The 20,798-nt window shown below is 66.5% G+C and carries 15 protein-coding genes; 9 read left to right on the top strand and 6 right to left on the bottom strand.

Annotated elements, in window-relative coordinates; translation table 11 throughout:
* Position 1: 1 nt before the first annotated feature.
* Positions 2-1,141, bottom strand: coding sequence for a succinylglutamate desuccinylase/aspartoacylase family protein (locus HUX88_RS01600; protein ID WP_117013855.1), 1,140 nt, complete (start codon positions 1,139-1,141; stop codon positions 2-4).
* Positions 1,142-1,319: 178 nt separating this feature from the next.
* Here HUX88_RS01600 and HUX88_RS01605 point away from each other — a divergent pair, with 178 nt between their 5' ends.
* From HUX88_RS01605 to HUX88_RS01630, 6 genes are all read left to right on the top strand, one after another.
* Positions 1,320-4,058: a TonB-dependent receptor gene (locus tag HUX88_RS01605; RefSeq protein ID WP_229219150.1), complete on the top strand. Its 2,739-nt coding sequence runs from the start codon at positions 1,320-1,322 to the stop codon at positions 4,056-4,058.
* A 107-nt stretch (positions 4,059-4,165) separates the two neighbouring features.
* The gene (locus HUX88_RS01610; RefSeq protein ID WP_117013853.1) at positions 4,166-5,479 is read left to right on the top strand and encodes a cyanophycinase; all 1,314 of its coding nucleotides are present in this window, start codon (positions 4,166-4,168) and stop codon (positions 5,477-5,479) included.
* Between the two features lie 77 nt (positions 5,480-5,556).
* The gene (locus HUX88_RS01615; protein WP_176360596.1) at positions 5,557-6,795 is read left to right on the top strand and encodes a cyanophycinase; all 1,239 of its coding nucleotides are present in this window, start codon (positions 5,557-5,559) and stop codon (positions 6,793-6,795) included.
* A gap of 281 nt (positions 6,796-7,076) precedes the next feature.
* Complete coding sequence (locus HUX88_RS01620; RefSeq protein ID WP_176360597.1) at positions 7,077-9,941, top strand: TonB-dependent receptor; 2,865 nt, start codon at positions 7,077-7,079, stop codon at positions 9,939-9,941.
* A gap of 137 nt (positions 9,942-10,078) precedes the next feature.
* Positions 10,079-11,512: an IgA Peptidase M64 gene (locus HUX88_RS01625; RefSeq protein WP_176360598.1), complete on the top strand. Its 1,434-nt coding sequence runs from the start codon at positions 10,079-10,081 to the stop codon at positions 11,510-11,512.
* Positions 11,513-11,607: 95 nt separating this feature from the next.
* Positions 11,608-12,078 (top strand): hypothetical protein, encoded by a 471-nt coding sequence (locus HUX88_RS01630; protein WP_117012113.1) that lies wholly within the window; start codon positions 11,608-11,610, stop codon positions 12,076-12,078.
* Positions 12,079-12,150: 72 nt separating this feature from the next.
* Here HUX88_RS01630 and parC read toward each other — a convergent pair whose 3' ends face one another.
* Positions 12,151-14,691 (bottom strand): DNA topoisomerase IV subunit A, encoded by a 2,541-nt coding sequence (gene parC, locus HUX88_RS01635; protein WP_229219151.1) that lies wholly within the window; start codon positions 14,689-14,691, stop codon positions 12,151-12,153.
* A 13-nt stretch (positions 14,692-14,704) separates the two neighbouring features.
* Positions 14,705-16,702, bottom strand: a complete 1,998-nt coding sequence (locus HUX88_RS01640) for a DNA topoisomerase IV subunit B (protein ID WP_176360599.1) — start codon at positions 16,700-16,702, stop codon at positions 14,705-14,707.
* A gap of 214 nt (positions 16,703-16,916) precedes the next feature.
* Here HUX88_RS01640 and HUX88_RS01645 point away from each other — a divergent pair, with 214 nt between their 5' ends.
* From HUX88_RS01645 to HUX88_RS01655, 3 genes are read left to right on the top strand one after another with little or no spacing between them, the layout of a single operon-like run.
* Positions 16,917-17,228 (top strand): hypothetical protein, encoded by a 312-nt coding sequence (locus tag HUX88_RS01645; RefSeq protein ID WP_176360600.1) that lies wholly within the window; start codon positions 16,917-16,919, stop codon positions 17,226-17,228.
* Entirely contained in the window at positions 17,225-17,605 is a 381-nt protein-coding gene (locus HUX88_RS01650; protein WP_176360601.1) for a hypothetical protein, read from the top strand. The genes HUX88_RS01645 and HUX88_RS01650 overlap by 4 nt, the downstream gene beginning before the upstream one ends.
* 32 nt (positions 17,606-17,637) lie before the next feature.
* Positions 17,638-18,399: a TorF family putative porin gene (locus tag HUX88_RS01655; RefSeq protein ID WP_176360602.1), complete on the top strand. Its 762-nt coding sequence runs from the start codon at positions 17,638-17,640 to the stop codon at positions 18,397-18,399.
* A gap of 58 nt (positions 18,400-18,457) precedes the next feature.
* Here the strand turns inward: HUX88_RS01655 and HUX88_RS01660 are convergent, their stop codons facing one another.
* The 3 genes from HUX88_RS01660 to HUX88_RS01670 all read right to left on the bottom strand — a co-directional run bounded on the left by HUX88_RS01660 (position 18,458) and on the right by HUX88_RS01670 (position 20,625).
* The gene (locus HUX88_RS01660; RefSeq protein ID WP_176360603.1) at positions 18,458-19,009 is read right to left on the bottom strand and encodes a hypothetical protein; all 552 of its coding nucleotides are present in this window, start codon (positions 19,007-19,009) and stop codon (positions 18,458-18,460) included.
* Positions 19,006-19,908, bottom strand: a complete 903-nt coding sequence (gene dapA, locus HUX88_RS01665; protein ID WP_176360604.1) for a 4-hydroxy-tetrahydrodipicolinate synthase — start codon at positions 19,906-19,908, stop codon at positions 19,006-19,008. Before dapA ends, HUX88_RS01660 begins: the two co-directional genes overlap by 4 nt.
* Positions 19,909-20,010: 102 nt before the next feature.
* Entirely contained in the window at positions 20,011-20,625 is a 615-nt protein-coding gene (locus HUX88_RS01670) for a hypothetical protein (protein ID WP_229219152.1), read from the bottom strand.
* Positions 20,626-20,798: the final 173 nt, after the last annotated feature.

Here is a 20,798-nt window from a genome sequence, read left to right on the forward strand (position 1 = left end):
CTTATTGGCTCAGCAGGTCGCCGGCCCGGTAGGCCTGGGCGCCGGCGATCTTGCCGACGTTCATGCCACGGATCACGTGGCGGTGCGCGCTGCGCGCGAAGAACACGCCGGCCACGCCGGCGCGGATCACCGTGGTGTCGCCGCCGACCGGGTCGATCAGGTCGGCGATGGCGTCGCCCGGCGCCACCCGCGCGCCCAGCTCGCGCGTGTAGACCAGGATGCCGGCGTGCGGCGCGTACAGCGGTTCGACCCCCTCCAGCGGCGTGGCCGCGCACAGCGGCGCCGGCAGCACGGCCGCCGCGGCCGCTGCGGCGGCGTCGGCCGCCAGCAGCACGCCGCTCAGCGTCAGGAACTGGATCAGGCCGGCCGCGTCCCGCTCGGCCAGCGCGTAGCTGACCTCCATCTCGCCGCGCAGCTCGACCGTGGTCGACAGGCAGGCGGCCGGGATCGGGTAGCGGCCCTCGAAGTGCTTATCCAGGTCCCACCACAGCCGGCTGCAGGCCTCGTCGAACGGTTCGCCGCCGGCCTGGTAGGCCAGCAGCAGCGCGTGCGCGCCCAGGATGGCCGCCAGCGGCGCGGCCGCCTCGGCCAGCGGCGTGCCGGCGTACATGTGCAGCACCGCCTCGTTGTCGCAGTGCAGGTCGAGCACGATGTCGGCGTCCACTGCCAGCGTCATCAGCGTTTTCTTGAGCGCGTCGGCGTCGGTGGCCGGCTGCCAGGCGGCGATCGAGGCGCGCGCGTGCTCGCGGATCAGCCGCACGTTGGCGTCGGCGTCCGGCCCCAGCAGGCCGTCCAGCGACTGTTTCAGGTCGTCGGCCACGTGCTTGTACGAGCGGTTGAAGTTGATGCCGGTGGTGAGGTCGAAGCGGCCGAAGGCGGCGCCGTGGATGGCCTGCGCCAGCCCGATCGGGTTGGCGGCCGGCACCAGGACCACTTCGCCGGCGATGCGCCCGGCCGCGTCCAGCGCGGCCAGCTCCTTGCGCAGGAATTGCGCCACCAGCATGCCGGGCACCTCGTCGGCGTGCAGCGAGGCCTGGATGTAGACCTTTTTGCCGGCGCCGGGGCGGCCGTAGTGAAAACTGGTCAGTTGGTAGGCGGCGCTGCTGTGCGGGCCGGTCAGGGGATGTTGTTGTACTTGCATGGCGGGGCGGGTTTTTTCGACAAAGATTGAGTATGTAGCACTATTTTCACAAAGTAAATCGCTGCGCGGCGAAACGGGCCCGGGTTTCTTGAGTTTTCCCTGCGACTTGCGTACAGTTAGTTTTATGAAATCATTTATATAACAATCAGAGAGAAAAACCATGGGTGATGTGCAAAGCATGCGAGTTTCGACGATGGCGCGATCGGTGCGCCTGGCCCTGAGCGCGGGCGCGGTGGCGGGTCTGCTGGGGCAGGCGGCGCTGGCGCAGGAGGCGCCAACCAATCCGACCGTGCTGCCGAGGGTGGAGATCACCGGTTCGGCGATCCGCCGCATCGAGTCCGAGACGGCGCTGCCGGTGCAGGTGATCACCCGCGAGGAGATAGAGAAGGCCGGCGTGACCACCGCCTCCGAGCTGATGGCGCGGGTGTCGGCCAACGTCGGCGGCCTGACCGACGGCGCCAGCATCACCGACGGCCACGACCAGCGCGGCTTCAACAGCGCCAACCTGCGCGGCATCGGCACTTCGTCCACGCTGGTGCTGCTCAACGGCCGCCGCATGGCCAACTTCGCCTCGCCCGGCGACGACACCGGCGTCGACCTGAACAACATCCCGGCCGCCGCCATCCAGCGCGTCGAGGTGCTGCTGGACGGCGCCTCGGCGCTGTACGGCACCGACGCCATCGGCGGCGTGATCAACTTCATCACCCGCAAGGACTTCCAGGGCGTGGAGCTGAACGCCTACGGCGCCAAGACCGACGAGGGCGGCGCCGGCAAGCGCACCGCCACCCTGACCGCCGGCACCGGCGACCTGGCCAGGGACGGCTACAATGTGTTCGCGGTGGTGGACCTGCAGCGCACCGACGCGCTGAGCACCTCGCAGCGCAAGTTCATCGACAAGCTGCAAATCCCCGAGCGCCTGCCGCACCTGCTGTCGGGCTTCACCTCGCCGGCCAACATCCGCCTGACCGGCGCCCAGCGCGACTACCTGAACGACAACGGCTTCACCCTCAACGGCAAGCCGCTGACCAACCGCACCATCAACCTGTCGGTGCCGAACTGCGCGCCGCCGGCCAATCTGTACCTGCCGGCCGGCATCGGCGGGGTCGACGCCTGCACCTACAACTACATGCGCGACACCGAGCTGTATCCGAAGTCGGACAAGGCCAACCTGCTCACGCGCGGCGTGCTGCAGCTCAACGCCGACAACCAGCTGTTCGCCGAGATCGCGCTGAGCCGCTCCAAGACCAACTACGTGGCCTCGACCGCGCGCGTGAGCGCGCCGATCAACTACAAGAAGATCCCGGCGCTGGCCAAGTACAACCTCGATTCGGACGAGGCCAGCGCGGACGACGACGTGGTCGGCGACGTCGAGCTGCGCATCCGCCTGAACGACGCCGGCCGCCGCACCAGCGAGCTCACCAGCGAAAGCCAGCGCTACGTGGTCGGCCTGACCGGCAGCGCGCGCGGCTTCGACTACGACATCGGCCTGAACCACAGCGTCAACACCATCAAGGACAAGGACACCCACGGCTACCTGCTGTACGACAAGCTGGTGCAGGGCATCTACGACGGCACCATCAACCCCTTCGGCCCGTCCAGCGCGGCCGGCGTGGCGCTGCTCGATTCGATCCAGGTCAACGACGACGTGCGCCACGCGCGCGGCGTGATGGACTCGCTGGACTTCAAGGTCTCGCACGCGGTCGGCACGCTGGCCGGCGGCGAGGCCGCGCTGGCCGTGGGCGGCGAGCTGCGCCACGAGCGCACCGACTTCACGCCGTCGGCGCTGCTGCTCAGTAACAACATCAACAACGACGACGCGCCCGAGGGCGGCCGTCCCACCAGCGACAAGCGCACGGTGCAGGCGGTGTACGGCGAGCTGCTGCTGCCGTTCAACAAGCAGTGGGAGGCGCAGCTGTCGGCGCGCTACGACCACTACCAGGTGGTCGGCGGCGCCGCCAGTCCCAAGATCGGCGTGAGCTACATGCCGGCCAAGACCATGCTGTTCCGCGCCTCGGCCGGACGCGGCTTCCGCGCGCCGTCGATGTCGGACCTGTACCGGCCGACCGTCTACAGCAGCACCGCGACGCTGCCCGACCCGGTGCTGTGCGCCACGGTCGACAACAGCCTGGCCGACTGCGCCGACAACTGGAACACGCGCCGCTATTCGAACGTCGACCTCAAGCCCGAGCACAGCCGCCAGTACTCGCTGGGCATGGTGATCGAGCCGTCCAAGCAGGCCAGCATGACGCTGGACTACTGGAACATCAAGCGCACCGACCTGATCAGCGAGATCGGCGACGACATCATCCTGGGCAACCTGGCCAAGTACGGCAGCCTGGTGCACCGCAAGGCCAACGGCAAGATCGACTACATCGACATGCGCAAGGAGAACCGCGGCGCGCAGCTGGCCTCGGGCCTGGACCTGACGCTGGACTACCGCGACGTCAAGACCTGGGCCGGCACCTTCGGCGGCCACCTGTCGGGCACCTACGTGCTCAACTCGAAGATCCAGAACGCCGTGGGCGACCCCTACCTGAGCAACCTGGGCCGCTTCGTCACCGACGGCGTGGTGCCGCGCTGGCGCCACACCGTCACCTTCGACTGGGAGCGCGGCCCGCTGTCGGCCAGCCTGTCGAACACCTATTCGCGCGGCTACGAGGACCAGAACTCGGCCATCAACACCGACGACGGCACGGTGGTGGCGGCCAACCACGTGAAGGCCTACTCGCTGTGGGACCTGTCGGGCGCCTGGCAGGTCAACAAGGCGTTCAAGCTGCGCGCCGGCGTGCAGAACCTGTTCGACACGGCGCCGCCGTACTCGAACCAGGCCTTCTACTTCATCTCGGGCTATGATCCGACCTACACCGATCCGCGCGGCCGCCGCTTCTACGCCAGCGCCAATTACGCCTTCAAGTAATGTAACGTAATGATGCTTTAAGGCGGAGCACGTAATAGATTGGTATCATCTGCATTATCGACGGCGCCGGGCGAGAGCCTGGCGCCGGTTTTCATCGGAAGGGCAACATGAAATTAACAGGTTTTACGCTGCGGCGTCTCGTCATGCTGTGGCTGCTGGTGGTCGGCGCCGCAGGCGTGTGCGCGGCGCAGGGCGGCGGCGCCACGCCTGGCGCCAAGGCGCCGGTCAAGTCCAGCAAGCCGGCCAAGGCGGTGCCGCCGCCCAAGCCGGTGCTGGCGCCGCCGGCGGGCAGCCTGGTCATCATCGGCGGCGGCCTGCGCGCCGACAACGCCGAAGTCTGGCAGCGCATCGTGCAGCTGGCCGGCGGCAAGGGCGCGCGCATCGGCGTGTTCGGCTCGGCCTCGATCAATCCCGAGAAGTCGGCGCAGAACACGGTCAACAAGTTGAACCAGTACGGCGCCCAGGCCTTCTTCATCCCGCTCGGCGTGACGCTGCCCAATAGCGACTACCGCAAGGCGGCCGAGGATCCCGAGGTGGTGGCGGCCATCCATTCGGCCACCGGCATCTACTTCACCGGCGGCGACCAGGCCCGCATCACCAAGGCGCTGGTGCGCCCGGACGGCAAGCACACGGCGGCGCTGGACGCGGTGTGGGACGTGTACCGCGACGGCGGCGTGGTGGCCGGCTCCAGCGCCGGCGCGGCCATCATGAGCACCACCATGTTCTACGACGCCAAGCCGACCTTGGACATGCTCAAGCAGGGCGTCAACGACGGCCACGAGATCGCGGCCGGCCTGGGCTTCATCGGCGACGACGTGTTCGTCGACCAGCACCTGCTGGTGCGCGGCCGCTTCGCGCGCATGATCCCGGTGATGCTCAAGAAGGGCTACCAGATCGGCCTGGGCATCGACGAGAACAGCGCGATGGTGGTCAACGCCAAGCGCGACGTCGAGATCATCGGCTACAGCGGCGCGCTGCTGCTGGACCTGTCGGCCGCGATCACCGACCGCGGCGTGAAGGGCTTCAACATCAGCAACGCCACCATCAGTTATCTGGACCGGGGCGACAAGTTCAACCTGGTCACGCGCGAGTTCACGCCGTCGCCGGACAAGGCCGACAACAAGCTCGATCCCAACCAGCCCGACACGCGCGAACCGGTCTACACCAACGACATCCTGGGCAACAACGCGGTGCTGGACCTGATGGTCAACCTGATCGACAACGCCCAGCAGGAAGCCATCGGCATCGCCTTCGGCAATCCGCGCGACGCCTATCCGGACCTGGGCTTCGAGTTCCGCTTCAGTAAAACCATCAACAGCGTCGGCTACAGCTCGACCGAGGTGGAGGCGTATTCGGTGCTCAAGCTGCGCATGGACATCCGGCCGATCCAGCTGCAGCAGCCGCTGTACCGCTATCGCTGACGGCGGCGCGAAATCGGGTATATTGGATGGGATGGTGCCTTCGGGCGCCATCCCATTTTTTCATGGCGGGGGCGGTTATGCGGATGTCAATCTTGAAGCATTGCCTGAGGGCGGCGCTGATGTTCGCCATGCCGCCGGGCGATGCGCTGGCGGCCACGGAGGCCGCGCCGCCGGCGCCCAGGGGTTCATTGGTCATCATCGGCGGCAACCTGCGGCCGGACAACGCCGACGTCTGGCGCCGCATCGTGCAACTGGCCGGCGGACCGGGCGCGCGGGTGGCGGTGCTGCCGTCGGCCGCCGCCGATCCGGGGCCGGTGGGCGAGGCCATCGTCGGCTACCTCAATCAATACGGGGCGGACGCCTTCCTGGTGCCGCTGGCGGTCCGGCTGGCCGGGCGCGATTTCCGCCAGGCGGCCGACGATCCCGAGCTGGCGGCGGCGGTGCGCGCGGCCGGTGGCGTGTTCTTCGTCGGCGGCGACCAGGCCCGCATCACGCAGGCGCTGGTGCGCGAGGACGGCAGCCGCAGCGCGGTGCTGGACGCGGTGTGGGAGCTGTACCGCGGCGGCGGCGTGGTGGCCGGCAGCAGCGCCGGCGCGGCCATCATGAGCAGCACCATGTTCTACGCGCCGAACACGGTGTTCGCCACGCTGCGCGGCGGCGTCACCGAGGGCAGGGAGATCGCGCCGGGGCTGGGCTTCATCGGCGACGACGTGTTCGTCGACCAGCACCTGCTGGTGCGCGGCCGCTTCGCGCGCATGATCCCGGCCATGCTCAAGAAAGGCTACAAGTTCGGGCTGGGCATCGACGAGAACACGGCGATGGTGGTCGACAGCAGGCGCCGGGTGGAGATCGTCGGCCACAAGGGCGCGCTGCTGATCGACCTGACCCGCGCCACCACCGATCCGGCCAGCGCCGGCTTCAACGTCTCCAATGCGGTGATCAGCTACCTGGACCGGGGCGACCGGTACGACCTGGGCACGCACACGTTCACGCCGTCGCAGGCCAAGGCGGGCGGCAAGCTCAAGGCGCACGCGGCGATGCTGCGCGAGCCGGTGTTCTCGGCCGACATCCTGGGCAGGAACGCGGTGGTCGAGCTGATGGAGAACCTGATGAACAACCGCCGCAGCGAGGCGATCGGCATCGCCACCAGCGGCCGCAATACGACGCTGCCGGAGCTGGGCTTCCAGTTCACCTTCTCCAAGACGCGCGACAGCGTGGGCTACGCGTCGGCGGCGCCGCAGAGCTATTCGATCCTGAACATGCGGCTCGACATCCGTCCGCTCGACATCGGCCAGTCGCTGGTGCAAAAAAACTGAATGCTTCAGGCGTTGCCCTGTAAAGCGTTCCCTGCATCGATCGGCCCTTTCCATCCTTGTCGTTGAATTCCGACGGAATTGCGCCGGGATGAAAAATCCATCGTGGCCACGCCGCTCGCGAACCGCCTGCCCGCGCGCAGCTGATCGTCCCTCCCCAAGACCCGCATGATATTGAAACGGGTATTAAAAACCCAGAAAAATTGATTGGCTTGATTATTGCCGCGTCTCTAAGATGATTTTAGAGAAGCAAATTTATCCATAACTAGAAATACAGGAGACGTATGAAAACGCAAGTATCTGCACGTCCATTCGCCTTGAAGCTGACCGTGACTGCGCTGATGGGCGCCGGCCTGCTCAGCAGCGCCTCGGTGTGGGCGCAAGAGGCCGCCGCAAAGACAGAACCGACCGACGCCGCGACCGTGGTGGTCACAGGCGTCAAGGCATCGCTGATCAAGAGCCTGGCGATCAAGCGCACCAGCGACCAGGTGGTGGAATCGATTGTCGCCGAAGACATCGGCAAGCTGCCCGACAACAATGTCGTCGAAGCGCTGCAGCGCGTGACGGGCATCCAGGTCACCGACCGCGCCGGCGGCGAGGTCGGCACCTTGTCCATCCGTGGCCTGCCCGACGTCCAGACAACCTGGAACGGCCGCACCATTTTCACCGCGTCCGGCACCCAGGTCGCGCTCCAGGACATTCCGTCGACCCTGGTTCGCCAGATCGACGTCTACAAGACGCGCGACGCCAGCCAGCTGGAAACCGGCATTGCCGGCCAGGTCGACGTGAAGTCGCTGCGGCCGTTCGATTTCAAGGGCCAGAAGATTTCGCTGTCGGCCCGTGAAACCTATCTCGAACCCGCGAACAAGGCCAACCCGCAGCTCAGCGCCATGTTCAGCAACCGCTGGCAAACCGGCATCGGCGAAGTCGGCGCGCTGGTCAACCTGTCGGAAGTCAAGACGAAATATCGCAACGAAAGCGTGACGCCGGGCGCGATGGTGCCGTTCACCAGTCCGAACGCCGCCGAGGTTCCCGCGGGCTACACGCCGCTGCAGCGCATCTTCGACAACAACATCTGGACGCCCGGCACCCATACCGGCTTGCCGACCGCGGCCGGTTCGACGCTGGATTTCAACGGCAAGGCTTATCCGTACTACCTGGCGCGCGACGCCGTTTTTCAGAGCGACCTCAAGGGCGACCGCGAGCGTCCCGCCGCCAACATCGCCCTGCAGTGGAAACCGAACAGCGATTCGGTCTACACCTTCGAATCGATGTACAACGGTTATCGCGACAAGACCTTCAACCAGTTGCTGTTCAGCTTTGTCGACTGGTGGGGTGACCTCGGCAGCAACCCCGCCAGCTCGATCACGACCTTCCCGGGGACGAACATCATCAAGAGCCGCAACGTCAACAACGTCTACGGCTTCAACAGCGGCGACTACACCACGTCGGCGACCGACTCCTACGTGTATGCCCTGAACGGCAAGTGGGACATCAGCGACAAGCTGAAGCTGGAAGGCGACCTGTCGTACCAGACCAGCACCTTCCACTCGGAATTCACCGCCACCCGGATCGATCGCGTCGCGCCGTCCATCTCGGTCGACTTCAATGGCGGCGGCAACAACACGGCCTTCCGCTTCAACAACAACGCCGACCTGACCGACCCGAGCAAGTGGAATGTCGCGCAGTTCTACGACACCGCCAACCGCAACAAGGGCAGCGCCGCGACCGCCAGCCTGGGCGGCGTCTACGATGCCGACTGGGGTGCGCTGCAGTCGATCCAGTTCGGCGCGCGCTTCGACGACCGCAAGGCGTCGGAGGCCAACCGGACGCAATCGGCCTTCCTGGGCCGCAACCTGGCCTCGCTGGGCGCGGCGTATTCCTCCACCAACGCGAACTTCGGCACGTCCATCTCGGACGTTCCGCGCTCCTGGGTGGAGCCCAACGCCTACTACATCCGCGACCATATCGACGAGTGGCGCAAGATGTACAACGCGGCCGATGCGAACTTCCTGACGACCGACAAGCTGAGCCTGCAGAAGACCTTCGACGTCGATGAAAAGACGAAGAACCTGTTCGTGATGGGGAACACCCAGAACGAGCTGTTCGGCCATCGCCTGCGCGGCAATTTCGGCGCGCGCTATGTCAAGGTCGATACCGACATGAACTTCTACAAGGTCGACGCCACCACCAAGGCGGTCACGCCGTCCGGCGCCAGCAAGTCGACCAGCAAGGTCCTGCCCAGCATGACCCTGATTTACGACCCGGCCAAGGACGTCGTGGTGCGCTTCAACTACGGCGAAACCCTGCGCCGCCCGACTTTCGGCGACCTGAATCCCGTCCTGCAACTGGGCGACGACGTGTCCAAGGTGGGTTATGGCTCGGGCAGCGGCGGCAATCCCGACCTGAAGCCGACCCACTCCAAGAACCTCGACCTGACGGGCGAGTGGTACTTCCAGAAGGACAGCGCGCTGTACGGCACGCTGTTCAAGCGCAAGATCGACGGCCTGGTGGTGAGCTTGCGTCACAAGGTGCACGTCGATCCGGCGAACGACCCGTTCCGCAACTCGACCTCGGGCGGCGACCATACGAACGGCTACGACTACGTCATCAACTCGCCGGTCAACGCCTCCAACGGCGACATCAAAGGCGGCGAGCTCGGCTTGATCTACTTCCCGAAAGGGCTGCCGAGCCTGCTGGACGGCCTGGGCATCCAGGGCAGCTACACGCGGCTGACCTCGTCGCAGAACGTCCCCGACGCCAATGATGCCGGCGTCATCGTCTCGCAGCTCGAGACGCCGTTCTTCGGCGTGTCGCACAGCTCGTACAACGCCACGCTGGCCTACGAAAAGGGTCCGGTCAGCGCGCGCCTGTCCTATGTGTGGCGCTCCGGCTTCCTGGCCAGGAACGAAGCGGCCTTGTTCGCCAATCCGATCGGCATCTGGCGTCAGCCGGAAAAGAGCGTGGACATGCAGATCTCCTACAAGATCAACGACCGGATGTCGGTCGATATCAGCGGCGTCAACCTGACCAACGAAATGCAGCAGCAGTACTACCACTTCGGCAGCGCGGGGACGCCGCAGTTGACCAATTTCGGTACGCTGCAGATCGGACGTTCGGTCTCGGCCGCCTTGCGCTGGCAGATGTAAGCCGCGACGGTCGGGAAGACCCCGCCGGCCAGGCAGGGCGTTGTCCGGTTCACACCGGCAGCGCCCTTTTTCATTTACCGGCCCGAATTGAGCGGGATTACAATGGCGGTCACCGTACACCGAACCACAGGAGTTCCATGAACCGCTTCGTCTCTTACGCGCTGGCCGCTATCGCCGCCATCGCCGCCGTCCCCGCGCTGGCCGCGCAACCGGCCACCATCCGTCTCGACTACATCCACAGCGGCAACGCGCTCAACGAAAGCTACGCGATGGAGCGCGTGGTGATCGAGCCGCTGCCGTGGCCGGGCGACATGCGCCGCACCATCGACGACACCAACCGAGGCAACAACATGGTCGAAGTGGTGGACGCCAAGACCGGCGAGCTGCTGTACTCGCGCGGCTACTCCACCGTGTTCGCCGAATGGCGCAGCACCGACGAGGCGGCGCACGCCAATCGCGGCTTCCAGGAGTCGGTGCGCTTCCCCAAGCCGGACCGCCCGGTGCGCGTGCGTATCCTGAAGCGCGACGACCGCAACGCCTTCTCGGTGGTGTGGACCGCCGAGGTCGACACCGATGCGATGGACGTGGTGCGCAAGCAGGTGCCGCCGGCGTCGATGGCGGCCGCGCCCAAGCCGATCGCCATCCGCGTCAACGGCCCGTCGCCTGAGAAGGTCGACCTGCTGATCCTGGGCGACGGCTACACCAGGGCCGACATGCCCAAGTTCGAGGCGACCGCGCGCAAGCTGGCCGACCACCTGTTCGCCACCTCGCCGTTCAAGGAGCGCGCCAGGGACTTCAACGTGTGGGCGCTGGCGCTGCCGACCGAAGAATCGGGCGTGTCGCGGCCGTCGACCGGCGTGCACCACGCGTCGCCGCTGGGCACGCGCTACGACATCTTCGGCAGCGAGCGTTACGTGCTCACCACCGACAACCGCGCGCTGCGCGAGCTGGCGCAGTACGCGCCGTACGAGTTCATCGAGATCCTGGTGAACAACGAGACCTACGGCGGCGGCGGCATCTTCGGCCAGTTCAGCACCGCGGCGGCGGGCAACGACTGGGCCAACTACCTGTTCGTGCACGAATTCGGCCACCACTTCGCCGGCCTGGCCGACGAGTACTACACCTCGCCGGTGGCCTACCAGTCGAACGGCACGCGCCAGGAGCCGTGGGAGCCGAATGCGACCGCGCTGCGCGATCCCGCGCAGCTGAAATGGAAGAAGTTCGTCAAGGACGGCACGCCGCTGCCGACGCCGTGGCAGAAGGAGGCGTATGAGACGGCGTCGCGCGCCTACCAGAAGGAACGCGCCGCGCTGCGCGCCGCCAACCGGCCGGAGGCCGAGATGAGCGCCTTGTTCCGCAAGGACCTGGAGTCGACCAACGCGCTGTTCTCGAAGGACCCGAACTTCCACACGGTGGGCGCGTTCGAGGGCGCGAACTACGAGGCCAGCGGCTATTACCGTCCGCAGATGCAGTGCATCATGTTCGACCGCAGCGGACAGTTCTGCGCGGTGTGCGCGGACGCCATCACCACCATCATCGATTTGTACTCGCGTCCGGGGGCGGGCAAGTAATTCCCGTTAAGTACGATACCGTACAGAGTGCTTCCTCTCATCGGCCTATTCTGGATCTCAGCAACGCATCCCGATGAACTTTGAGAGGAAACACCATGAACAAAATTATCGCCACCCTGATCGCCGGCCTGTTCGCAACCGCCGCCTTTGCCCAGAACACGCCTGCCGTGGTCAAGGCTGAAACCGAAGCCGGCAAGGATGTGGCCAAGGCGCAGCAGAAGGAACTGAAGGTCGACGCCAAGGCCGACAAGAAGGCCGACAAGGCCGTCGCCAAGGCCAACAAGGCGCATGACGAGGCGGCCGCCCATGTCGACGTGGAGAAGGCCAAGGCCAATGAGAAGGTAGCCAAGGCCGATCCGGAAGACAAGGCCAAGGCGGAAGCCAAGGGCGACAAGGCGGTCGCCAAGGCCGAGGAAAAAGCCGGCAAGAAGGCCGTGAAGGCCGACGCCAAGGCGATCAAGGAAACCGTTGACGCCACCGCCGACAAGGCCATCGCCGCCAACAAGACCGACGCCGTCAAAGCCAAATCGGCGGCCGAAGTCAAGGAAGCCGCCGCCAAGCATTAAGCTAAGCACCAAGCTGCAGGCAGCATGAAAAAAGCCCGCCGGCGTGAAGCCGGCGGGCTTTTCGTACCGATCTTAGACGATGGGCGTCAGCGCGGTGGGTTTGATCCTGGTCGCCAGCGCCTTGCCCTTGCGGGCGCGCTTGCCGAAGTGGACCGCCAGCGCGGAGGCCGACAGGCGCTCCTCCTGCGCCTTGCCGCCACGGCCGATGCCGGCCACGATCACGCCTTTCTGGCTGATCGGCTTGGCCGCGATCAGGGTCTCCTTGTCGTCGAGCTCCATCAGGATCACGCCGCGCCCGCCGTTGGTCAGCACCTTCATCTCGTCCATGCCGAACACCAGCACCCGCGCGTTGGCCGACAACACGGCCACCGCGCTGGCGCTGTCGGCGATCACCGCCGGCGGCAGCGGCACGTCGCCGTCCTCCAGCGTGATGAAGGCCTTGCCGCCCTTGATGCGGCTGACCATGTCGCCGGCCTTGGCGACGAAGCCGAAGCCCGCGCTGGTGGCCAGCATCAGCTGCGTCGCGCCGCTGCCGGCGAAGTAGTGCAGGATGCGCGCGCCGGAGGCCAGGTCGATCAGCGTGGTGACCGGCACGCCGTCGCCGCGCGCGTTCGGCAGCGCCGCCACCGGCACCGAATACACCTTGCCGTTGCTGCCGAAGGCCAGCAGGTTGTCCACCGTGCGGCATTCGAAGGCGCCGTACAGCGTGTCGCCGGCCTTGAAGGTGAACTGCGCGGCGTCGTGGCCGATGCCGGTGCGCGCGCGTATCCAGCCTTTTTCCGAGATGATGACGGTGACCGGTTCGTCCACCACCTTCTGTTCCACCACGGCCTTTTGCGCTTCCTCGATCAGGGTGCGGCGCGCGTCGCCGTAGGTCTTGGCGTCGGCCTCGATTTCCTTGATGATGGCGCGCTTCATCGACGATGGATTGTCGAGCAGGTCCTGCAGCAGGCCTTTTTCCTTGCGCAGCTCGGCCAGCTCTTGCTGGATCTTGATCGCTTCCAGGCGGGCCAGCTGGCGCAGGCGGATTTCCAGGATGTCCTCGGCCTGGATCTCCGACAGGCGGAAGCGCTCCATCAGCGCCGCCTTCGGTTCGTCCGAGTTGCGGATGATGTGGATCACTTCATCGATGTTGAGCAGGATGGTCTCGCGGCCCTCCAGGATGTGGATGCGCGCGTCGACCTTGCCCAGCTTGTACTGCGTGCGGCGGGTGACGGTGGCGAAACGGAATTCGATCCACTCCTGCAGGATGTCGGTCAGGCCCTTCTGGCGCGGACGGCCATCGCCGCCGATCATCACCAGGTTAATCGAGGCCGACGATTCGAGCGAGGTGTGCGCCAGCAGCAGCAGCATGAATTCGGTCTGGTCCTGGTTCTTGGACTTCGGCTCGAACACCAGGCGCACCGGCGCGGCGCGGCCCGATTCGTCGCGGATGGTGTCGAGCGAGTTGAGGATCAGCGACTTGAGCGCGATCTGCTCCGGCGACAGCGCCTTCTTGCCCATCTTGATCTTGGGGTTGGTCAGCTCCTCGATCTCTTCGAGCACCTTCTGCGACGAGGTGCCCGGCGGCAGTTCGGTGACCACCGCCTGCCACTGGCCGCGCGCCAGTTCCTCGATCTTCCAGCGCGCGCGCACCTTCATGCTGCCACGGCCGCTCGCGTACATGTCGCTGATCTGCGACGGCGGGGTGATGATCTGGCCGCCGCCGGGGAAGTCCGGGCCGGGGATCATGGCCATCAGTTCGGCGTGGCCGATCTTCGGGTTGCGGATCATGGCGACGGCGGCCTGCGCCACCTCGCCCAGGTTGTGCGACGGGATTTCCGTCGCCAGGCCGACCGCGATGCCGGAGGCGCCGTTGAGCAGCACCATCGGCAGGCGCGCCGGCAGCAGGCACGGTTCCTCGGTCGAGCCGTCGTAGTTGGCCTGGAATTCCACGGTGCCCAGGTTGATCTCGTCGAGCAGCACCTTGGCGATCGGCGTCAACCGGGCTTCGGTGTAGCGCATGGCCGCCGCGCCGTCGCCGTCGCGCGAGCCGAAGTTGCCCTGGCCGTCGACCAGCGGGTAGCGCAGCGAGAAGTCCTGCGCCATGCGGACCATGGCGTCGTACACCGACTGGTCGCCGTGCGGGTGCAGCTTGCCCAGCACGTCGCCGACCACGGTGGCGGACTTGCGCGGCTTGGCGGTGCTGTTCAGGCCCATTTCGTTCATCGCGTACAGGATGCGGCGCTGCACCGGCTTCTGGCCGTCGCACACGTCCGGCAGCGCGCGGCCCTTGACCACCGAGATGGCGTAGTCGAGGTAGGCGCGTTCGGCGAAGGTGGACAGGGTCAGCGTGTCGCCGCCGTCGCCGTCGTCGCCGCCGCCCAGCGGGCCGTCGTTGCCGCCGTTGCCGCCGCCGTTGCCGTCGTTGCCGCCGTTGTCGCCGCCGTTGCCGTCGTTGCCGCCGTTGTCGCCGCCGTCCGGCTGCATGGCGGTTGGGGCGTCGGGCGCGGCCGCGCCGCCGGCCGCTTGCGCGGGCGCAGGCGAGGGCGCAGGTGTCGCAGGTGTCGCAGGTTGAGCCGCCGCCGCCGATTCCGGCGCCGGTTCGTCAAAGAGATTTGCTTGATGAGTCATAGTCGGTCAGTAATTAGATATCTGCTTCGGCTTCGTTGCCGTGTTCTTCGATCCAGGCGCGGCGCGCGGCCGCTTCGCCCTTGCCCATCAGCATATTGAAGCGCGCGGCCGATTCGCCGTGGCCATAGCCGCCCAGCGACACCGGCAGCAGGCGCCGCGTGTCCGGGTTCATCGTGGTTTCCCACAGCTGCTCGGCGTTCATCTCGCCCAGGCCCTTGAAGCGCGAGATCGACCACGCGCCTTCCTTCAGGCCGTCCTTGCGCAGCTTGTCCTCGATCGCCACCAGCTCGCCGGCGTCGAGCGCGTACAGCTTCTGGATCGGCTTCTTGCCGCGCGCCGGCGCGTCCACCCGGTACAGCGGCGGGCGGGCGATGCAGATGTTGCCGTTGGCGATGAGGCCGGGGAAGTGCTTGAAGAACAGCGTCAGCAGCAGCACCTGGATGTGCGAGCCGTCCACGTCCGCGTCGGACAGGATGCAGATCTTGCCGTAGCGCAGGCCGGACAGGTCGGGCGCGCTGTCGACGCCGTGCGGGTCGACGCCGATCGCCACCGAGATGTCGTGGATCTCGTTGTTGGCGAACAGGCGGTCCTTGTCGGTCTCCCACGAGTTGAGCACCTTGCCGCGCAGCGGCAGGATGGCCTGGAATTCCTTGTCGCGGCCCATCTTGGCCGAGCCGCCGGCCGAGTCGCCCTCGACCAGGAACAGCTCGGTGCGGCTGGCGTCCGACGATTCGCAGTCGGTCAGCTTGCCCGGCAGGACGGCCACGCCGGACGACTTCTTCTTCTCGACCTTTTGCAGCGAGCGCAGGCGCGACTGCGCCTGCTTGATGACCAGCTCGGCCAGCTTCTTGCCGTAGTCGACGTGGTGGTTCAGCCACAGCTCGAGCGCCGGCTTGGAGAAGGTCGACACCAGGCGCACCGCGTCGCGCGAGTTCAGGCGCTCCTTGATCTGGCCCTGGAACTGCGGGTCGAGCACCTTGGCCGACAGCACGAAGGAGACGCGCGCGAACACGTCCTCGGGCAGCAGCTTGACGCCCTTGGGCAGCAGCGAGTGCATCTCGACGAAGTTTTTCACCGCGCCGTACAGGCCGTCGCGCAGGCCCGATTCGTGGGTGCCGCCGTTGGGGGTGGGGATCAGGTTGACGTAGGACTCGCGCACCACGGCGCCCTGTTCGGTCCAGGCCACCACCCAGGCCGCGCCCTCGCCCTCGGCGAAGCCCTCGGCGTCCGGCGTGGCGAACTGCGCGCCCTCGAACAGCGGGATCAAGGTCTCGCCGTCGGTGGCCTGGGCCAGCGCCTCGGTCAGGTAGCCGCGCAGGCCGTCGTTGTACTGCCAGGTCTGCGATTCGCCGGTCTTGGCGTTGGTCAGCGTGACGGTCACGCCCGGCAGCAGCACGGCCTTGGAGCGCAGCAGGCGCTGCAGCTCGGTCTGCGAGATGGCGGGGGAGTCGAAATACTTGGCGTCCGGCCAGGCGGTGACGCGGGTGCCGGACTTCTTGCCGTCGCGCGGGGCCACCACGGACGACAGCGGCTCGACCACGTCGCCGTGCTCGAAGGCCAGCTTGTGCAGGCCGGTGCCGTCGGGCTCCTTGCGCCAGACGGTGATCTCCAGCCGCTTGGACAGCGCGTTGGTGACCGACACGCCGACCCCGTGCAGGCCGCCCGAGAAGGCGTAGGCGCCGCCCGAGCCCTTGTCGAACTTGCCGCCGGCGTGCAGCCGGGTGAAGACGATTTCCACGGTCGGCACGCCCTCCTCGGGGTGCAGGCCGACCGGGATGCCGCGGCCGTCGTCCTCGACGGTGATGCTGCCGTCGGCGTTCTGCGTGACGATGATGTTTTTGCAATGTCCGCCCAGCGCCTCGTCCGAGGCATTGTCGATCACCTCCTGGATGATGTGCAGCGGATTCTCGGTGCGGGTGTACATGCCCGGGCGTTGCTTGACGGGTTCGAGGCCCTTGAGGACCCGGATGGATGCTTCGCTGTAGTCGGAAACTGGTTTTTTAGTGGCCATACGTGATCAAGCTGATAATTTCGATACTGGGTTTATGTACAGTTTTATGCGGACGTTTGCGTATTCTATCCTCAACCGGGCTGAATCGCGGCAAAAAAACCGCGCGGGGCAATTTATACACGATGTTTACAGGGCCGGCCCGCCTTTTTAGACCGTTTTTACGGGGCCGCCGATAAGCTGTCCGGTATCGCAACGTTCACCACAGGGGTACGCCATGCACGCTTTCTTCCACACCCGGGCCGCCCAGGACCAGCACCGAGCCCGGCCGCCGCGCCCGCGCGCCTGCCTGATGCAGCTCACCGTCGACAGCGGTGCGGTCACCGCGCTGCGGGCGCTGGTGATGCGTACCTGCGGCGACGCCATGGAGTTCATGCGGGTTGAGGCCTGCGACCACGGCGCCCGCGCCAGGGTGTGGCTGTGCGTGTCGCGCGCGCTGGCGGCGCAGGTGATGGAGGCGGTGATGCGGGCCTTGCCGGGCGCCGAGTTCGGCCGCCTGACGCCGCTGGCGGCGCGGGGCGCGCTGTGATTGTCGCCGCTGCCGGGGCGCGTGGCGGCGACGGCGGGGCCGTGGTCCTGGTCGATGCCGAGGGCCGCGACAGCGCCGAGAGCCACGCCGCGCTGGCCGCCGCGCGGCTGGCGGTGGTGCCCGTGACGCCGGAACAGGCCGACCTGTCGACCCGCTACCAGCTGATCGCCCGCTTGAACGCCGCGCGCATGTTCAACCCCGGCCTGCATGTGTTGTTTGTGCAGGTGGGCGGCGCCGGCGAGCCCACGGACGCCGAGCGCGCCGTGGTGCGCGCCTATGTGGCGCAGGTGATGTCGGCCACGCTGGCCGGCACCGTCATCCACGGCCAGCCGCCGTCCGATATGGACGCCCTGTGCCGCGAAGTTTTTACCGTTTGATTTGACTTAACCACTGAAAGAAGGACCTCAACATGAAAAAAATAATACTCGCCGCAGCCATCGCCGCTGCTTTCGCCGGCACGCAGGCTCGCGCCGAGGATGCCGCGCCGGCCGCCAAGCCGGATAACGAAACCAGTTTCAACGCCGCCGTGGTCAGCGACTACCGCTATCGCGGCATCTCGCAGACGCGCCTGAAGCCGGCGCTGCAGGGCGGCTTCGACTACACCAACAACCCGACCGGCTTCTACGCCGGCACCTGGCTGTCGACCATCAAGTGGACCAAGGACGCCGGCGGCAGCGGCGACATCGAGTGGGACATCTACGCCGGCAAGCGCGGCCAGGTCACGGCCGACGTGTCCTACGACGTGGGCGTGCTGACCTATGTCTATCCGTCGAACGGCCTGTCGCACGTCGCCGGCTTCGCCAACGCCAACACCACCGAGGTGTACGGCCAGCTCGGTTACGGCCCGGCCTACATCAAGTATTCGCACTCGGTGACCAACCTGTTTGGCTTTGTCGACAGCAAGAACAGCGGCTATGTGGACCTGGGCGCCAACATCGAGGCGGGCGAGGGCTACACCATCAACCTGCACGCCGGCCACCAGAACGTCAAGCACAACGGCGCATCGAGCTATAGCGACTGGAAGATCGGCGCCACCAAGGACTTCGGCGTGGTGACCGGCGCGCTGGCGGTGATCGGCACCAACGCCGACAAGACCGCCTACGCCTCGCCGGCCAACGGCAAGTTCCTGGGCAAGACCGCGTTGCAGCTGACCATCAGCAAAGTGTTCTGACCGGGTTCGGATCCGGTTGTCGAGGGGGCGGCGCTGTGCGCGCGCCCCTTTTTTTCGTCTAGCGGCAGGAGCGGCCGCCGCGGAATACTTCGCTGTACAGGTGGCGCACTTCGGGCGCGCACAGCACGTAGGCCGTTTTGCGCGAGTCCAGTTCCAGTTCGCTGTGGTGGGAGTGGTAGGTGCCGCGCTGGTCGAGTTCCAGCGTGTCGGCCAGACGCGCGCCGGGGATCTGCGCGACGAACACCAGCAGGCATCCGGTCTGGTGGGGCGTGAGCGGCTCGCTGCCGTGCGCCACGGTCACCAGCACGCGGGCGCCGGGATTGCGCTCCTGCGCGTGGCGAAGGCGGGCCAGGAAGTCGGCGTGGCGGCCTTGCTCGATGTCGGCCGGGCGCACCAGCGCCACGATGACGGCGGCGCGGGCCAGCGCGGCGTCGGCGTTGCGGTGGGAGGCGTCGATCACCAGGTCGTCGTACAGATGGGGATCGTAGGCACCGGGGTTGGGGCTGACCAGCAGCACCCGGCTGCCGGCCGCCACGCGCAGCATCGCCAGGTCTTCGGCCAGGTCGGAGACGGTGGCGTTGCCGTCCATGCCAGTGAGGGCGACGATCATATGGCCTCCGCCGGGGTGTGGAGGGGGATCGCGTCCAGCACTTCCAGCATGGTGGCGATGCGCGCCTTGCAGGCGTTGGTGGCCGGCGTCATGGGCAGGCGCAGCTCCTCGCGCAGCACGCCCTGCATCGCCAGCGCGGCCTTGAGCGGCGCGGGATTGGGCTCCGAGAACATCAGCTGGATCAACGATTGCATGCCGGCGAACAGCGCGCGCGCCTCGGGCAGGCGTTGCGCTTCGACCAGCTCGTACAGCCGCACGAACAGGTCGACGCGGATGTGGGCCGAGGCCGAGATGGCGCCGTGGGCGCCGCCGCACAGCGCGGCCAGCAGCAGCGCGTCGTCGCCGCACAGCACCGACAGCGGCGTGTGTTCGACCAGGTCGGTGATCTGGCGCAGCCTGCCGCCGGCTTCCTTGATGGCGGCGAACTGCGGCCGCTCGGCCAGCCGGGTGGCGGTGGCCAGCTCCAGGTTGACGCCGGTGCGCGCCGGCACGTTGTACAGCACGATGGGGCGTCCGGTCGAGGCGGCGATGGTCTCGAAGTGGCGCAGCAGGCCTTCCTGCGAGGGGCGCACGTAGGCCGGCGTCGATACCAGATAGCCTGCCAGGTCCATGTCGTCGAATTGCAGCACGCGGCTGGCGGCGGCGTAGGTGTCGCTGCCGCCTATGCCCATCAGCACCGGGCAGCGCTTGTGCGCCGTCTCCAGCACGGCGGCCAGCGCGGCGCCTTGTTCGGCCAGGTCCAGCTGCGGCGCTTCGCCGGTGGTGCCGCACACCACCAGGCCGTGCACGCCCTGGTCTATCAGGTCGGCGGCCAGGTTTTGCAAACGAGGTAAATCGATTTCACCGTGATGCATGGGGGTGACCAGCGGCACCCAGATGCCGTGTAGGGAGGTAAGCATATTTTCTTTACGTAGTTGCGACAGAAAAAGCGTATTCCTGCCCACGTAAAAATGTTCTAAATAGTCGGGCCCCGTCTGTAAATAAAGCGTAAATGCAGGTCTTCATTCGAAGGCGACGTCCTCCAGCCGGAAACGGTATTTGCGGCGCTCGGGCAGCGTCCAGCCCTGGCCGGGCATGGCGTCGCGGGGCGGGGTGGCTTGCGCCGGCGGGTAGTGCGCAGGCTCGGCGCGGGCCGGGATCGCGGGCGCGGAGGCCACGGCGGGCGCTTCGGGCGGGGTGCGGGCGGCTTGGTCGGCGGCGGCCTGTTCGCGCCGCAGCCGGCTGGCGGATTTGTAGAATTTGTCGCCGGGACGGCGGAGGTACAAGTCGTTCCAGGCGTTGCGCACGCTGTCGGCGTGCAGCGACGCGAGCTGGTTGGGCGACAGCTTGCGCCCCTGGTACACGATGGCGTCGCCTTCCACGATGGCGTAATACTGCTCGCCGTAGGTGTTGCAGCGTATCTGTGTGCCTTCCGGCAGAAACAGCGACTTCCATTGGTAGCCTTGGACGTCGCCACCCGCCGCGGCCGGCGCGCGTTGCTGTTGCGCGGCCAGCCAGAATTCCACCGCCTTCAAAATGATCGCCGACGGGTCTTGCGATTCGCCGTTCAAGCCGGCCTGTTCGATCAGGGCGAGCAGGGTATGGGTGGGGACTTTCACGCTGATTGCACTGTTCATGACTGCTTTCTCCACTGATTTTGACTGATACCCACTGATTTAGACCTGCGGCCTGAAATAAGGTTCAATCAGCGGGATTCAGTCGAAAAAGCAGTGGGTTTCAGTGCAAGGACTTCAAAACACCACCCCATACCCATACTCCCGCCGGATTTTTACGCTTTGTTTACACCCCC

Origin of the sequence: Duganella sp. BJB1802 (genome assembly GCF_013369445.1) — a bacterium.
In the GTDB taxonomy this organism is placed as follows: Bacteria; Pseudomonadota; Gammaproteobacteria; order Burkholderiales; family Burkholderiaceae_D; genus Rugamonas; species Rugamonas vulcania_A.

What these genes read in the sequence shown, in the direction of transcription:
- HUX88_RS01600 (WP_117013855.1), bottom strand. Translation starts at nt 1,141, where the DNA reads ATGCAAGTACAACAACATCCCCTGACCGGCCCGCACAGCAGCGCCGCC.
- HUX88_RS01605 (WP_229219150.1), top strand. Translation starts at nt 1,320, where the DNA reads ATGCGAGTTTCGACGATGGCGCGATCGGTGCGCCTGGCCCTGAGCGCG.
- HUX88_RS01610 (WP_117013853.1), top strand. Translation starts at nt 4,166, where the DNA reads ATGAAATTAACAGGTTTTACGCTGCGGCGTCTCGTCATGCTGTGGCTG.
- HUX88_RS01615 (WP_176360596.1), top strand. Translation starts at nt 5,557, where the DNA reads ATGCGGATGTCAATCTTGAAGCATTGCCTGAGGGCGGCGCTGATGTTC.
- HUX88_RS01620 (WP_176360597.1), top strand. Translation starts at nt 7,077, where the DNA reads ATGAAAACGCAAGTATCTGCACGTCCATTCGCCTTGAAGCTGACCGTG.
- HUX88_RS01625 (WP_176360598.1), top strand. Translation starts at nt 10,079, where the DNA reads ATGAACCGCTTCGTCTCTTACGCGCTGGCCGCTATCGCCGCCATCGCC.
- HUX88_RS01630 (WP_117012113.1), top strand. Translation starts at nt 11,608, where the DNA reads ATGAACAAAATTATCGCCACCCTGATCGCCGGCCTGTTCGCAACCGCC.
- parC (WP_229219151.1), bottom strand. Translation starts at nt 14,691, where the DNA reads ATGACTCATCAAGCAAATCTCTTTGACGAACCGGCGCCGGAATCGGCG.
- HUX88_RS01640 (WP_176360599.1), bottom strand. Translation starts at nt 16,702, where the DNA reads ATGGCCACTAAAAAACCAGTTTCCGACTACAGCGAAGCATCCATCCGG.
- HUX88_RS01645 (WP_176360600.1), top strand. Translation starts at nt 16,917, where the DNA reads ATGCACGCTTTCTTCCACACCCGGGCCGCCCAGGACCAGCACCGAGCC.
- HUX88_RS01655 (WP_176360602.1), top strand. Translation starts at nt 17,638, where the DNA reads ATGAAAAAAATAATACTCGCCGCAGCCATCGCCGCTGCTTTCGCCGGC.
- HUX88_RS01660 (WP_176360603.1), bottom strand. Translation starts at nt 19,009, where the DNA reads ATGATCGTCGCCCTCACTGGCATGGACGGCAACGCCACCGTCTCCGAC.
- dapA (WP_176360604.1), bottom strand. Translation starts at nt 19,908, where the DNA reads ATGCTTACCTCCCTACACGGCATCTGGGTGCCGCTGGTCACCCCCATG.
- HUX88_RS01670 (WP_229219152.1), bottom strand. Translation starts at nt 20,625, where the DNA reads ATGAACAGTGCAATCAGCGTGAAAGTCCCCACCCATACCCTGCTCGCC.